General features: G+C 63.2%; 17 protein-coding genes. 8 read left to right on the top strand and 9 right to left on the bottom strand.

The annotated features are described in order from the left end of the window. The first annotated feature begins 65 nt into the window (after positions 1-65). From NKI16_RS12270 to NKI16_RS12245, 6 genes are read left to right on the top strand one after another with little or no spacing between them, the layout of a single operon-like run. The gene (locus tag NKI16_RS12270) at positions 66-803 is read left to right on the top strand and encodes a GntR family transcriptional regulator (protein WP_352505374.1); all 738 of its coding nucleotides are present in this window, start codon (positions 66-68) and stop codon (positions 801-803) included. Next, complete coding sequence (locus NKI16_RS12265) at positions 800-1,288, top strand: DUF3830 family protein (RefSeq protein WP_031211593.1); 489 nt, start codon at positions 800-802, stop codon at positions 1,286-1,288. The genes NKI16_RS12270 and NKI16_RS12265 overlap by 4 nt, the downstream gene beginning before the upstream one ends. Next, positions 1,289-1,648, top strand: coding sequence for a TIGR04076 family protein (locus tag NKI16_RS12260; protein ID WP_352569311.1), 360 nt, complete (start codon positions 1,289-1,291; stop codon positions 1,646-1,648). Next, the gene (locus tag NKI16_RS12255; RefSeq protein ID WP_352569312.1) at positions 1,645-2,700 is read left to right on the top strand and encodes an aldo/keto reductase; all 1,056 of its coding nucleotides are present in this window, start codon (positions 1,645-1,647) and stop codon (positions 2,698-2,700) included. The genes NKI16_RS12260 and NKI16_RS12255 overlap by 4 nt, the downstream gene beginning before the upstream one ends. After that, positions 2,697-3,137, top strand: a complete 441-nt coding sequence (locus NKI16_RS12250; protein ID WP_352922817.1) for a DUF4440 domain-containing protein — start codon at positions 2,697-2,699, stop codon at positions 3,135-3,137. Before NKI16_RS12255 ends, NKI16_RS12250 begins: the two co-directional genes overlap by 4 nt. A 48-nt stretch (positions 3,138-3,185) precedes the next feature. Next, positions 3,186-4,445 carry an ABC transporter substrate-binding protein gene (locus NKI16_RS12245; RefSeq protein ID WP_352569314.1) on the top strand — a complete coding sequence of 420 codons (1,260 nt, stop codon included), beginning with the start codon at positions 3,186-3,188 and terminating at the stop codon, positions 4,443-4,445. A gap of 75 nt (positions 4,446-4,520) precedes the next feature. On the opposite strand, the gene NKI16_RS12240 is transcribed toward NKI16_RS12245, so the two are convergent. The 4 genes from NKI16_RS12240 to NKI16_RS12225 form a co-directional block, all read right to left on the bottom strand. Beyond that, positions 4,521-4,928 carry a hypothetical protein gene (locus NKI16_RS12240; RefSeq protein ID WP_352839652.1) on the bottom strand — a complete coding sequence of 136 codons (408 nt, stop codon included), beginning with the start codon at positions 4,926-4,928 and terminating at the stop codon, positions 4,521-4,523. Positions 4,929-4,954: 26 nt separating this feature from the next. Beyond that, positions 4,955-5,437 (bottom strand): RNA polymerase sigma factor, encoded by a 483-nt coding sequence (locus NKI16_RS12235; protein ID WP_352782106.1) that lies wholly within the window; start codon positions 5,435-5,437, stop codon positions 4,955-4,957. A 10-nt stretch (positions 5,438-5,447) separates the two neighbouring features. Further along, positions 5,448-5,987, bottom strand: coding sequence for a dihydrofolate reductase family protein (locus NKI16_RS12230; protein ID WP_023676056.1), 540 nt, complete (start codon positions 5,985-5,987; stop codon positions 5,448-5,450). Between the two features lie 139 nt (positions 5,988-6,126). Continuing rightward, on the bottom strand, positions 6,127-6,666 hold the full coding sequence (locus NKI16_RS12225; protein WP_023676055.1) for an Lrp/AsnC family transcriptional regulator: 540 nt from the start codon (positions 6,664-6,666) through the stop codon (positions 6,127-6,129). Between the two features lie 48 nt (positions 6,667-6,714). Here NKI16_RS12225 and NKI16_RS12220 point away from each other — a divergent pair, with 48 nt between their 5' ends. Together NKI16_RS12220 and NKI16_RS12215 are read left to right on the top strand one after the other, a co-directional pair. Further along, positions 6,715-7,896 carry an MFS transporter gene (locus NKI16_RS12220; protein WP_352922813.1) on the top strand — a complete coding sequence of 394 codons (1,182 nt, stop codon included), beginning with the start codon at positions 6,715-6,717 and terminating at the stop codon, positions 7,894-7,896. A 49-nt stretch (positions 7,897-7,945) separates the two neighbouring features. Then, positions 7,946-8,377: a GNAT family N-acetyltransferase gene (locus NKI16_RS12215; protein WP_352922810.1), complete on the top strand. Its 432-nt coding sequence runs from the start codon at positions 7,946-7,948 to the stop codon at positions 8,375-8,377. Here NKI16_RS12215 and NKI16_RS12210 read toward each other — a convergent pair. From NKI16_RS12210 to NKI16_RS12190, 5 genes are all read right to left on the bottom strand, one after another. Further along, positions 8,374-9,504: an anhydro-N-acetylmuramic acid kinase gene (locus NKI16_RS12210; RefSeq protein WP_352922808.1), complete on the bottom strand. Its 1,131-nt coding sequence runs from the start codon at positions 9,502-9,504 to the stop codon at positions 8,374-8,376. The genes NKI16_RS12215 and NKI16_RS12210 overlap by 4 nt on opposite strands. 5 nt (positions 9,505-9,509) lie before the next feature. Beyond that, positions 9,510-10,511, bottom strand: a complete 1,002-nt coding sequence (locus NKI16_RS12205; protein ID WP_352922805.1) for a serine hydrolase domain-containing protein — start codon at positions 10,509-10,511, stop codon at positions 9,510-9,512. Between the two features lie 69 nt (positions 10,512-10,580). Then, positions 10,581-12,329 (bottom strand): ABC transporter ATP-binding protein, encoded by a 1,749-nt coding sequence (locus NKI16_RS12200; protein ID WP_352569320.1) that lies wholly within the window; start codon positions 12,327-12,329, stop codon positions 10,581-10,583. Beyond that, positions 12,326-13,165, bottom strand: a complete 840-nt coding sequence (locus tag NKI16_RS12195) for an ABC transporter permease (RefSeq protein ID WP_352569321.1) — start codon at positions 13,163-13,165, stop codon at positions 12,326-12,328. Before NKI16_RS12195 ends, NKI16_RS12200 begins: the two co-directional genes overlap by 4 nt. Continuing rightward, positions 13,165-14,124, bottom strand: a complete 960-nt coding sequence (locus tag NKI16_RS12190) for an ABC transporter permease (RefSeq protein ID WP_352569322.1) — start codon at positions 14,122-14,124, stop codon at positions 13,165-13,167. Before NKI16_RS12190 ends, NKI16_RS12195 begins: the two co-directional genes overlap by 1 nt. Between the last annotated feature and the right edge of the window lie 27 nt (positions 14,125-14,151).

Raw genomic sequence — 14,151 nt, 5'->3', positions numbered from 1 at the left:
TTTGATCACGCTATTCGGCTTTAATTTCTTCCGCAAGCCGAAAACGGCCAAGACCGGGATTGCCTATGCAGAAGGCCGCCATCGAAAAGAACAATGAGATGATCGCAGCCCAGCTTACGCCGGTCGGCCGCGAGACCGTGCAGGATCGCGTCTATTCGGAGCTGCGCCGCGCCTTGATCGGCGGCCTTTTCGAGCCGAGCCAGGTTCTGACCATCCGCGGCCTCGCCGACGCGCTGGTCACCAGCACCATGCCGGTGCGCGAGGCGCTCGGACGGTTGATCACCGAGAAGGCACTGGAAGCGCTTCCCAACCGTTCGGTGCGCGTGCCGCCGATCACGCTGGAGCGCATCGACGACCTCTTGCGCGCCCGTTCTCTGATCGAGGGCGAAGCGATCGCGCTGGCTGCCACGCGCATGAACCCGCGCCAGATCGCTTCGGTCGAAGCCATGCTCGGCGAGTGGGACGAGATGCGGGCGCTGAAGCACAAGAAGGATATCGACCGCGAGGCCACGCTCAACCAGAGCTTCCATTTCGAGATCTACCGTTGCTGCGGTTCCGCCGTGCTGATCCCGATGATCGAGAGCCTGTGGTTGCAATCCGGGCCTTGCATCCGCGTTGCCATTTACGCCTTCTCCGACGCCGGCGAGGTCGATACGGCCCACTACCACCGCAGCATCGTCGCAGCGCTTTCCAGGCAGGATGCGCAAGCGGCGCGCGAGGCGCTGGTGGCCGACATCAGCCGGCCCTTCGCCTTTCTGCGCGACAAGCTCCAATCCACAAGCAAGGAAGGATTGAGGGCATGACGGTGCCTGGCATCAACATCACCGAGCCACACTCGATGCTTTCCGTGACCGCGCTGCTGTTGCCTGAAAAGGCGCCCGACAACGCTGCCTTCCTGCTGGCGTATCTCGAGCAGCCGCGCGTCGTTGCCGGCATCCATGCTATGTGGACGGGGCCGGAAATCTCCTGCCCGGTTCCATCAGCCGAACTTGAGGGCCAAACCTATGCCAGGCCCTTGCCGGCGGAGAACGCAACGCTGACGCCGCAGCCGGGCGACATCGTGTTGTCCTACGTGCCGCCGCGCATGTGGGGCGGCAACCCGAATGCCATCTTTGACGTCGGCCTGTTCTACGGAGCGGGTGCACGCCTGCTGTTCCCGATCGGCTGGCTTGCCGGAAGCGTCGTCGCGCAGGTGGTGCCTGAGGATCGCGATAAATTCGCAGCCGCTTGTGGCGTGATCCGCCGCAACGGTGCCTGCGACATCACCTTCACCCGGGTGGAGATCTGAATGGCTGAGACCGACGACAGTTTCGAACTCTTCGACCTTCGCGTCGAGGCGGTTATCCCCGAGGGCAAGCCGATCTATTGCGGCGCCAAGCCCGGCGACTATTTCGAGTTGAAGGGCGAGATGCTGTCGATGCCGGCGGGGCAAGGTTTCTCGATCTATTCCATTGCGGCAGTGTTGCCGCTTCTGGCCGCAAAGCAGCGCCCGACCCACAGGAACGACTGGATGACGTCGGACGCCGAGATCGCTTGTCCGGATCCCAATTGTGCCAGCCGGCTCCGGATCGTCAGGACCGGCAAGCGGCGGTTCAGCCATGCCGAAACGACGACGGTGCCGCTGCCGAAGGAGAATGACCGGAGATGACCGCCAAGGCTTTCGAGCTCAGCCCCGGCTATACGATCTCGCGCGTTATTCGCGGCGGCTGGCAGCTTGCCGGCGGGCACGGCGCGATCGACCGCCAACAGGCGGTAACTGACCTGATCGCCACCTTCGACGCCGGCATCAGGACCTATGATTGCGCCGATATCTATGCCGGTGTCGAAGAGCTGATCGGCGCGGCGCGCCTGCGCCTTGCCAATGAGCGTGGTCTCGACGCTGCCACCAAAATGAAGGTGCACACCAAGCTGGTGCCTGACCTGGAAAGGCTTTCCAATATCAGCCGCGACTACATCAGAGGCATCGTCGAGCAGTCGCTGCGGCGGCTGAAGACCGAGCGGCTCGATCTCGTGCAGTTCCACTGGTGGGACTGTGCGCTGCCCGGCTACGTCGAAGCGATGGGCTGGCTCAACGAAATCCGCAGGGAAGGCAAGGTGCGCAACATCGGCACCACGAACTTCGACACGCCGCGGTTGGCCGAGATCCTGGCCGCCGGTGTGCCGCTGGTCAGCCAGCAATTGCAATACTCGGTGCTCGACCAGCGGCCAGCCAACAGCCTTGCAGCGCTCGCCAGCCGGCACGGCGTCAGTTTCCTCTGCTACGGTTCGGTGGCGGGCGGCTTCCTCAGCGAAAAATGGCTTGGCGCTGCCGAGCCGCAGACGCCGCTCGAAAACCGATCGCTGGTCAAATACAAGCTGATCATTGACGACTTTGGTGGCTGGGAGCTTTTCCAGGAGTTGCTTCGCATACTGAAGGCCGTCGCCGACCGCCACGGCGTCGATATCGCCACCATCGCCAGCGCCTGGGTGCTGGAGCAGCCGCAAGTGGCGGCCGTCATCGTCGGCGCCCGCAACCAGGCGTACGCCCTTGCCAATGCCAGAATCATGGACGTCGCGCTCGATGCCGACGACCGGGCGAGGATCGCTGCCGTGATCGCGCAAAGCCGTGGGCCGCTGGGCGACGTCTACACATTGGAACGCGACCGTCACGGCCGCCACGGCTCGATCATGCATTACAATTTGAATGCAGGCAGGAAATGAACGCGGCCACGGACGAAAAACCTTCCTTGCTTTCCCGCGCCAGCGCCGAGGTGGTCGATCTCCACCGCTTCTTCGTCGACTGGTTCAATGCGGCGAGTGCGGACAATGCAGATTTCAACCGGTTCGAAAGCGTCATGGGCGAAGGCTTCTGCATGGTTGCGCCGGACGGTCAGGTCCTCGATCGTGACGCGGTGCTTGACCATGTCAGGGCAAGCCGCGCCACCTCGGATGGCGATTTCAGTATCTCGATCGAGGATATCCGGGCCGGCTGGCAGGCAGGCGACACGATCGTCGTCTGCTACATCGAAACGCAGCAGCGGGCCGGCAAACATAGCCGCCGCCGCTCGAGTGCCGTTTTCACCACCAGTTCATCGGCGCCCAACGGCGTCGAATGGCGACATCTGCATGAAACCTGGCTGCAGATGCCGGAAGGCTGAACAGGCTCAAGACATCAATGAGAGTCGTGTAACGAAAGGGGAACAACAATGAAAAAGACCATACTTCAGATCACCACCGCGCTCGCACTGCTGACAGCGGCCGGCGCAGCGCAAGCCGCCGATTGCAAGATCACCGTCGGCCTCGTCATGGAACTGACAGGCCCGGCCGGCGAGTACGGCCAGGCCGGCGCCAAATCGGTCGAGATGGCCTTCCGCGACATCAACGATGCGGGCGGCGTCCGCGGCTGCGATCTCGCGACCGACACGCGCGACAGCCAGAGCCAGGGCAACATTGCGGTCGACGCCGCGACGCAGCTCGTGCAGGTCAAGAAGGTGCCGGTGATCATCGGCGGCATCATCTCCTCGGTGTCGATCCCGATCCTGACCTCGGTCACCGCTCCGGCCAAGATAGTCCAGGTGTCGCCTGCTTCCTCGTCGCCGACGCTGACGGCGCTCGGGCGCGACGGCAAGACCAACGGCATCTTCTTCCGCACCATCACATCTGATGCGCTGCAGGGCGTCGCTGCCGCCAAATATGCCATCGACAAAGGCTTCAAGAAGCTGTCGGTCATCCACGTCAACAACGACTTCGGCGTCAACATGGTGGCGGAATTTTCGCGCGCCTATAAGGCACTCGGCGGCACCATCGTCTCCGACACGCCCTACAATGAAAAGCAGTCGAGCTATGCCTCGGAAGTGACGGCGGCGATGGCCGGCGAGCCCGACGGGCTTTATCTCGTCAGCACGCCTGTCGACGGCGCAACCATCGCCCGCACCTGGATTTCGCAGGGCGGTGTCCAGAAATTCCTGCTCAATGACGGCATGAACAGCCCGGACTTCATCGAATCCGTTGGCGCGGATTACCTGAAGGATGCGTACGGCACTTCCTCCGGCACCAGCCCGACCGCATCGACCGAGTATTTCACCAAGAACTACAAGGAATTTTCGGGCATCGAACCGTCGAACCCGGCGGCCGACCGGTCGTATGATGCCGGCGCCATCGTCGGCTTGGCCATCGCCATTGCCGGCTCCGAGGATCCGGCCAAGATCAAGGAGGCGATGTACAAGGCGGTCGACCCGGCCGGCACGCCGATCTATGCCGGCAAGGACGAGTTCGCCAAGGCGCTCGGCCTGATCAAGGATGGCAAGCCGATCCGCTACGAAGGCGTCATCGGCCCGGTCGCCTTCGACAAATACGGCGACATCACCGGCCCGTTCCGCCTCTGGAAGATCGTCGACGGCAAGGTGACGACCGACGGCGAGATGACGACGGATGACGTCAACGCCCTGCAGGCGAAGCTTCAGTAAGCCGCCTGTGTATTGTCCGGCATCGATCCCATTCCATTGAGGTTGATGCCGGACACTTGCATGTCCTGTTGCTGGTCAGGCCGGCCTGGAAACGACCACCGCACCTGCCGCCGGCATGATCCAAGGGCAGGCATAGTAATCGGCGATGCGATTTATGGTCCCGCCGGCGGCTTCGATCCGAACCGGATGGGCCGGCTTCCAACCGTTTTCGCCACGGTGGAGCACTAGCAGCACCGTCTGGCCATCGATCTCGCCAACCGCCATTTTCCAGGTCGTCGAGTCTCTTTCATATTCAACGAAGTAAGGTGATTCCGACAGCCTGCCCTTGAAGCAATCCGCGACCCGCAATTGTGCGTCCGCGCTGGTCAACGCCCGAACCCCGTCCCAGTCGCGGCGGTTGAACAGTTCGACATAGCGGCTGAGCAATTCCAGGAGTTCCGGATCGCGTTGGGGCTCCGAACGGACGATTGGGTCGCCTGACAAGGCGGCCAATTTCGAACGGCCACGGCTCAACGCAGCCTTGACGCCGCCCACAGTCGAGCCGACGAGGTCGGCGATCTCTTCCAGCGAATAGTCGAAGCGTCCTTGAGCAGGACGCAGGCGCGCTCCTTGGGCGGCAGGTGGATCACCAGCCGCTCGATGGCGCGATCCGCGCCCTGGCCCGCCGGCTCGACCGGCAGGAAGATCTCGTCTTCGACGAAATTGGCCTCCGCATGCCGACGCACCTGCCGGCTTCGCAGAAAATCGATGCAGCGATTATGTGCAATGCGAAACAGCCAGGGGCGAAGAGCCCTCGCATCGTCCAGCTTCACGATATTCCGATAGGCCTCGAACAGCGCCTCTTGCATCACGTCTTCGGCGTCGAGCGTTGAACCGGTCATGCGTGCACAGTAGCGGTGCAGCCGTCCACGCAAATGCGCGACTGTCTCCAGAAAACCGGCGTAGCGGACGTCGAAAAGCCCGGTCGGGTCAAGTCTTGGCTGCATCTTCATGGCATACGGATCATAGCGGGACATAGGTCAACGTAATGACGCCGTTCTTGAAACGGTGGGTATCTATAAGCTCCAGTCTGACCAGGGACGGGTCGACATCCTGGAAAGCGCGTTTGCCATGGCCGACGCGGGTCGGCACGATCGAGAGCTGATACTCGTCGACAAGCCTGTTGGCGAGCAGCGTCTGGTCGAGATTGCTCACTCCGTACTTCAAAATGTTGCCGCCGGCCTGCTGCTTGATCCTGGCAATTTCGGCAGCGATGTCGCCTTCGATCAGCGACGCGTTCCAGCTCACTTCCTTGAGGCTACGCGACGCGACGAGCTTCTTCAGCCCGTTCATGCGATCCATGTACTTGCTGCCTTTGACCTGCGGCCAACGCGCCGAAAACATTTCGTAGGTGACGCGGCCGAGCAGGAAAAAATCCGCCTCGCCGGCCTTTTCATAGGAGTGTTCCTTCATCTCTTCGTCGAAGAACGGTGACGCCCATTCCATTGGTGCTTCGATGACGCCGTCCAGCGAAATGAAGCTGCCTACGATTAATTTTCTCATCGCGTGTCTCCGGTTGCGCAACAGGCATCCCGTCGGATCCAAGAACCGGCGCAAACGAACCGGCCCGACGGATGACCACAGGATGCAGTGCCTAAGACGTTTCCGGTTCGACTTTGGATACGCGTGAGAATCGTTTGAGCTAATAAAGCGGCTTGGCCATATGCCGGGGGGTCGGCCATTCCGTCGTTATCCCGGGCTGCACTGGCCGCTCGAGATAGGTCGACAGGACCACATAGCTTCGGGTCGAGGTGACGCCAGGCGTTTCGTAGAGGCGCGACAGCAGGCCTTCGAGTGCCCGCGTGTCCTCGGTGCGGACCTTGATCAGCATGCATGTGTCGCCGGCCACCGAATGGATCTCCTCGACTTCGGGGTGCTCGGAGATCGCCATCAGCTCCGGCGTCTTTCCCCACCCCTTGGTATCGATATGGACGAAGGCGAGCAGCGGCTTGCGCACCGCCTTGGGGTCGATGATGGCCGCGGTGTTGCGGATGGTGCCGCTGCGCCGGAGGCGCTTGACGCGTTCATGGGCTGCCGGCGGTGAAAGGCCGACGCGGTCGCCGAGCTCGGCATAGCTGATCGTGGCGTCGTCGACCAGAACGCCTAATATCTTTCGGTCGGTTGCATCGATATCGCGGGCGGCGGGCCTGTTCTGCGGAATGCCATCTGTTTCTTCATCCATAATGAAATTCCCGATTGATGCAGAATTTAATACGGCCAGTATTGCCATATGTCGAACACTGATCAAGTCACCACATTCGCAGCGGCCCCCAAGCCGCCAATCCCGGCACTCGCTTACCTGCTGACGGGGTGCATTGCCGTGATCGGCTCGAACTCGCTGGTGCTCGGTCCGATCGCGCCGGCGGTGGCCGCGTCCTTCGGCACAAGCGTGCCGGCGGTTATGATCGCGTCGGCCGCGTTCGGGCTCGGGACGTCGGCAAGCGCCTTGTTCCTGGCGCGCTATATCGATCGGCTTGGCGCCCGCCGCATGCTGCAAGGGGCGTTGCTGCTGCTGGCGATAGCGCTCGTCGCCAGCGCCGCTGCGCCGACAGTGACGGCGCTGGTCGCGGCCCAGCTTCTCGCCGGCATCGCTGCAGGTGTCGCCATGCCGGCAATCTATGCCAGCTCCGCCGCGATTGCGCCGCCCGGCCGTGAAAGCGGCACCATAGGCGTCGTGCTGACCGGCTGGACGCTGAGCATGGTCGCCGGCGTTTCGCTGTCGGCCGTACTTGCCGATCTGGTACATTGGCGCGCCGTTTTCGCGGCGGTCGCGGTGCTCGCAGCACTCGCATTGGCCAGCCTGTCTCTGACGTCGCTCAGCGATGTCAGGAAGAGCGGTCCGGCGCCGACGCCACTGGGCGCCTTGAGCGTTCCGGGCATCGTGCCGCTTCTGGTTGCCTGCGCCGCCTTCATGACCGCGTTCTACGGCATCTACGGCTATCTTGGCGATCACCTTCACAACGGCTTGGGACGGCCGGTCAGTGCCAATGGGCTTGCCGCGCTCGCCTATGGCGCCGGCTTTGGCGCGGCGGCACTTCTTGACGGCGTTATCGATCGCCTGGGCGCGCGGCGTGTCATGCCATTTGCGTACCTGCTCGTCGCGGCCGTCTATGTCGCGATTGCCGCGGCGAGCAGTAGTTTCCATCTGACTATAGCGATGATAGCCGTCTGGGGCCTTGCCAATCATTTCGGGCTGAACGTCCTGGTGATGCGCCTGTCGGCGCTCGACCCTGCACGTCGCGGCACGATCATGGGTTTGAACAGCGCGGTGACCTATCTTGCGGTGTTCGTAGGCACCACCGCGTTCGGACCGCTCTATTCCACGTTCGGTTTTGCGGCATCGGCGGTGATTGCAGCTTTGCTCATGCTGATCGCTGCTGCGGCAGCGGCGTGGCGTTCGCCGAAGCTATAGCGCAGCAAGGCTTGCTTCTCGGTCCCGTCCTTCGATAGATGCTTGGTGGATGGACAATACAACGCTTGAGACAACCGCCGATCCCTTGCCGCACGAGCTGGCTTTTCTCGGAGAGCGGCTTGCGGCGTTCAACGACAGTGATGTCGGCGCCTCCTGCAGGAAGGCATTGGCCGTGTTCGTGCGCGATGAGCACGGCGCTATTGTCGCCGGCATCTCGGGATATACAGCCTGGGGCTGGCTCTATGTGCAATGGCTCTGGGTCGATGAAAAACTGCGCGGTCACCGCATGGCCGGCAGGATGCTCCAGGCGGCCGAGAGGGAGGCGATCGCGCGCGACTGCCACGGCGCCTGGATCGACACGTTCAATCCCAAGGCCGCCAAGGCCTATGAGCGCCACGGCTACCGGCCGTTCGGTGCGCTCGCCGACTTTCCCATTGGCCGCAGCCGCATCTTCTTACAGAAGAACCTGAAGCACGACTAGCCGGCGAGCCGCCCTCCGCGCATCGGCTGCGGCACGCCGGTCGTGCTGGGGAAGCTGATCGGCAAGCCCCTAAGCACGCGCACTGCCAGGAACGCAAAACACTCCGCCTCCACCGCATCACCCTTCCAGCCCATCACCTCGGCCGGCACGGCCTCGACACCGGCGCGGCTGGCAAGCATGGCCATGATCGTTGGATTGTGGCGCCCGCCGCCGCTGACCACCAGCCGCTTCGGCCGGCGCGGCAGAAGATCGAGCGCCTTGCCGACGGCGGCCGCGGTGAAGGCCGTCAGCAGGGCTGCGCCATCCTCGGCGTTCATTCCGTCCGCCATCGAGGCGCCGAAATCGAAACGGTCCAGCGATTTCGGGTAGGGTTTGGTCAAATACGGATGCTGCAGGAGCTTGGCCAGCCGTGCCTCGTCGACCGTGCCGGCGCGGGCAAGGGCGCCGTCGCGGTCCATTTCGCCGAGCCCCTTCGATTTGATGAAATCGTTCAGCGGTGCGTTGGCGGGCCCGGTGTCGAAGGCAACAACATTGTCCGTGCCGTCCCACCAGGTGATGTTGGCGACGCCGCCGAGATTGAGCACCGCCGTGTCGCCGGTGGCGTCGGCTTCGCGCAGCAGCGCGGCGTGATAGGCGGCCGACAGCGGCGCGCCCTGGCCGCCGGCGCGCATGTCGGCCGAGCGGAAGTCATAGGCGACCCTGGTGCCAAGGATGGCATGCATCAGCTCGCCGTCGCCAAGCTGGCGGGTCTGGCCCAGTCGGCCCACTTGCGGGGCACGGTGCAGCACGGTCTGGCCATGGAAGCCGACGACGCCGATATCGGCCATGGTCAGACCGTGACTTTCGACAAGATCCTTGACCGCGGCGGATTGGGCGCGCGTCAGCGCCTCCTCTGCCTCGTGGAAGATTGCCGGTTCCGGCCCTGTGAAATTCCAGCTCCTTGCCTGGCGCAACGTCTCTTCCAGCAAGGCCCGGATCGACTGCGGGTAGGGGGCCAGCGTGTAGGTGCCGAAATCCACGATCCGTTCGCCGTCGGTCTTGATCAGCGCGACGTCGATATTGCCGTCCAGCACGGTGCCGGTCATCAGGCCGACGGCCCACATTGGTTCGCCATTTTTCGCAATCATGGTTGTCAGGCTCCGTTAACGAGATCGCCGACCGCTTGGCGAAGCGCTGCGATCCCGCTGTTGAAATGACGTGTCGGATGGATCCGGTTGGTGAGCAAGGTCCAGGCTCTGCATTTGTCGAAGTCGACCCACAGCCCGACACCGGTAAAGCCGGTATGCCCGATGGTTTCGGGGCTGCACAGCCGGCCGCCGGACCAGCCTTCGTAGGGTCGCTCCCAGCCATGGGTGCGGGTTGCCGACAAGGGCGTGCGCATCAGCGCGATCGAACGCTGCGACGCGCCGGTCCCGTCCAGCAGCCCTTGCGCAAAGTCGAGGACCGAAGCCGCCGTTCCGAACAGGCCGGCGTGACCGGCACCTTGCAAGGCCGAGCAATTGTCGTCGTGGACTTCGCCGCAGAGCACGCGATGGCGCCATGTGCAGTCTTCGGTCGCCGCCGCTTGATCCGGTTCGGCGGAGAACGCGAAGCCCGGACCGGGATCTATGTCGCGAATGGTCTTGCCAGACAGGCGTTCCAGGACGAAGCCGAGCAGGATGAAGTTGATATCGGAATAGACCGGCTCGCCAGCCTGCCATTCGCGCTGCAGGATGAACGCGCGCAGCAGCTCGGGGTCACGCCCATAGGTGTAGATTGGCGCGACGGCGGGAAACGGTGTCTGATGGCCGAGACACTGGCGAAACGTTACGTTCCGTTCCCAGGCTTTTTCGTCATATTGGCGAAGGTCGGGCAGGACGGAAATCAGCGGCGCGTCGAGGTCGACGACGCCTTCTTCCGCCAGCGCCAGGATACGCGACGTGGTGAAGATGACTTTGGTCAGGGATGCCAGGTCGAACCATGTCCCGACATGCATCGGCCGTATCTTGGGCACGACTTGGGCTGAGCCGATTGCCCGGACGATGCGTTCGCCGTCCCCGTCAACTATGCCGAGCACGCCGCCCGGAATGCGCGATGCGGCCACGGCCGCTTCGAGCGGGGCGAATGCGCGGGAGAAGAGATCATGGTCGATCAACTACGCCTCCGTTCGGAAGGCAGCGATGGGGCTGTCCCTCCGGCCTTTCATATTCTTGGGCGACAATCATCACACTTCCACCCGTGCTCTATGATCCGGCCCGAATTGCTGCCAATTGGCCGGGCCCGGCTCAAACCCCAGCGGACGCACGAGCGAGGGGACCTGGCGCGTGTCCAGCTCGAAACGTTCATGCCGCCGGTCTATAGTAGGAACTGCCGCGATAAGCTGTTTGGTATAGGAGTGCTTCGGCTCCGAGAGCACCGATCTGGCATCGCCGATCTCGACAATCTGGCCGGCATAGATGACCGCGATGCGATGGGCGATCCGCTCGACGACAGCCATGTCATGCGAGATGAACAGATAGGCCAGCCCGAATTCACGCTGCAGCTCGACCAAAAGCTCCAGCACCCTGGCCTGCACCGACACATCGAGCGCCGAAACCGCTTCGTCGAGGACGATAACCGAAGGATTGAGCATCAGCGCGCGAGCGATGCACAGGCGTTGCCGCTGGCCGCCGGAGAATTCGTGCGGATAGCGCTGCAGGCTGTTTTCCGGAAGGCCGACGCGTTTCAGCAGCGCGGCCATTTTCGCTCGCGTTTCAGCAGTTATCCGTCCGCCGGTAGCGATCACCGGCTCTGCGAGGAGATTTTCGACGGTGAGTCTGGGATTGAGCGAGCCATAGGGATTCTGGAACACCATCTGCACGGGAAGGGCGCTCTGCCCGGCGGCGGCCTTGCGCGCGCTGGCCGAGATTGTGCCGCGCGTCGAGCGCACCAGCCCCAGAATCGCGCGGGCGGTGGTGGACTTTCCGGAACCGCTCTCGCCGACGACCGCCAATGTCTCGCCCGGCATTAGCTCGAAATCCACACCGTCCACCGCGTGCACGGCACCGCTGGCGCGGCTGAAAAACCCACCCTTGACCGGAAATCGCACTACGAGGCCATCGACCTTCAGCGCCGGCTCGGCAGCTTTTTGCTTTTCGCGTTGCGCGTCCCTGCGTGTCGCGCTGCCGCCGGCGAAATGCGGAACCGCATGTAGCAGATGCCGCGTATAGGGATGCTGCGGATCGTCCAATATCTGGTTCAATGCGCCCTGCTCGACAGCTTCTCCGCCTTGCATCACCATCACCTTGTCGGCGATGCCTGCAACCAGACCGATGTCGTGGGTGATGAAGATCATCGACATCCCGGTTTCCTGTTTCAATTCGGCGAGCAGCGCCATGATCTGCGCCTGCACCGTAACATCCAGCGCCGTCGTTGGCTCGTCGGCAATGAGCAGGCGCGGGTTGCACGCAATCGCCATGGCGATCATCACCCGCTGCAGCATGCCGCCCGACAGCTGGTTGGGCGTGTATTTCAACCGCCTCGCTGCGTCCGGAATACGGACGCGGTCGAGCGCGTCCTTGGCCGCCGCCGTTGCTTGTCGTCCGGTCAGGCCGCGATGCAGGCGAAATGATTCCTCGATCTGCCAGCCAATGGTCAGCACCGGATTGAGCGAGCTCATCGGCTCCTGGAAGATCATGCCGATTTCGCCGCCGCGGATCTTCGTCAATTGCGGCTCGGCTGCGGCGGTCAGGTCGAAGGTGCTGCCGTCGGCCCGCCTCAGCTTGATCGACCCGCCGGTGATGCGGCCGCCGCCATAATCGACAAGGCGATTGATCGACAGCGCCGTAACCGATTTGCCCGAGCCGCTTTCGCCGACGATGGCCAGCGTTTCGCCGTCGGCGAGATCGAAGCTGACGCCGCGCACGACCTCATTGGCTTGCGGGTTGCGACCGAAGCCGACGCGCAATCCGCTGACGGACAGCAGCGGGATCATGCGATCGATCTCCGCATCTTCGGGTCGAGGACATCGCGCAACGCATCGCCGAGCAGGTTGAAACCGAGGATGCCGATCATGATCGCCACGCCCGGGAAGATCATCAGCCAGGGAGCTGTCTCCATCAGATTGCGGCTGTCGCTCAGCATCAGGCCGAGCGACGCGGCGGGCGGCTGCGTGCCGAGTCCGAGGAAGCTTAAGCCGGCTTCGGTCAGCAGTGCCCAGGCCAGCGCCAGCGTCACCTGAACCGTCAGTGGCGCCACCAGATTGAGCAGCAGATGCCGTGTTACGATATAGCCCGCACTGCTGCCGAACGTGCGGGCCGCGTCGACGAACTCGCGCGCCTTGAGCGACAGAGCCGGACCTCGCACGACGCGCGTGAAGATCGGTGTGTAGACGATGGCGATGGCAATGACGCTGGTCAAGGTTCCCGGTCCCGCAACCGCGACGATCAGCAGCGCCAGCAGGATCGCCGGGAACGCCAGCACAACGTCCATGATGCGCATCACTAGGCCGTCCCAGCGGCGCCCGAACCAGGCTGCCGCCAGCCCGAGCACGGTGCCGGCCAGTGTCGCGACGGCGACCGAAAAGAAGGCCACGATGAAGGACTGGCCGATCCCGGTCATCAGCCGGCTTGCGACATCGCGGCCGAATAGGTCCGTGCCCATCCAGTAGGTGCTATCAGGCACATGCAGCCGTTCGACCCGGTGCTGCGTCAGCGGATTGTGCGGCGTCAGCCCCAGCATGCCAAGCACGGCAAGCAGCAGATAAAGCGCAACGATCGCACCGCCGATGCGGCCGCTGGGATGCGCAAATATAGCCCGCAATGTCGCCATCAGTGCTCGCTTAGCCGGATACGCGGGTCGAGCGCGACATAGGCGAGGTCGACGAGGAGATTGACGATCATGAAGTTGAAGGCGATGAACAGCACGCTTCCCTGCACCAGCGCGTAGTCGCGCTGCAGGATGGCATCCAGCACCATGCGGCCGAGACCGGGCAGCGCATAGATCTGCTCGACGATGACAGCTCCGCCCAGGAGGTAGCCGAACTCTATGCCGCTCAGCGTCACGACCGGGATGAGCGCGTTGGGCAAGGCATGCCGCCAGATGACGCCGCGCGCCGAAACGCCCTTGCTGCGCGCCGTCCTGACATAGTCGTCGCTGAGCACATCGAGCATCGCCGAACGCGATATGCGGGTCACCGAAGCCGCGAAGGCAAATCCAAGCGTGACCGCAGGCAGCAACAGCTGGCCGAGATTGCGCAGCGGATCCTGCCACAGCGGCGAAAACTCGCCCATCGCCGGCAAAACGCCAAACCCCGCCGACAGCGTGTAGATGATCAGCAGGGCAAGGACGAAGTTCGGCGTCGACTGCCCGATCATTGCGACAACGCGCACGCCGAGGTCGGACAGCTTTTCGTTATGGGTGGCGGCAAAGATCCCCGCCGGCATGCCGACAAGCAGGGCGATGACCATCGACAGCAGGGCGAGTTCCAACGTTAGCGGGAAACGCTCGAGGATGACGTCGAGCACCGGCCTGCCATAGGTGGACGAAATGCCGAGATTACCTTGGAAAAGACCAAGCAGCCAGCGCCAGTATTGGACGAACCAGGGCTGGTCGATGCCGAAATAAGCTGCAAGCGCATCGCGCTGCTGCGGCGTCAGCAGGCCGGCTTCGGTCCCCAGCATTGCCGTGATCGAATCGCCCGGAACCATCCGGATCGCCAGGAACACCACGATGGACACGCCAAGCAGGACGAGAGGGAAGGTCGCCAGTCGCCGCATCAGATAGTTCACGCGAAGAATATCCTCTCGTCCGGCATC

This window comes from Mesorhizobium sp. M0698, from assembly GCF_040320455.1.
Classification (GTDB): Bacteria; Pseudomonadota; Alphaproteobacteria; order Rhizobiales; family Rhizobiaceae; genus Mesorhizobium.
Note: the sequence above shows the minus strand (reverse complement) of the source record. Positions and strands in the feature narration are given on the sequence as shown.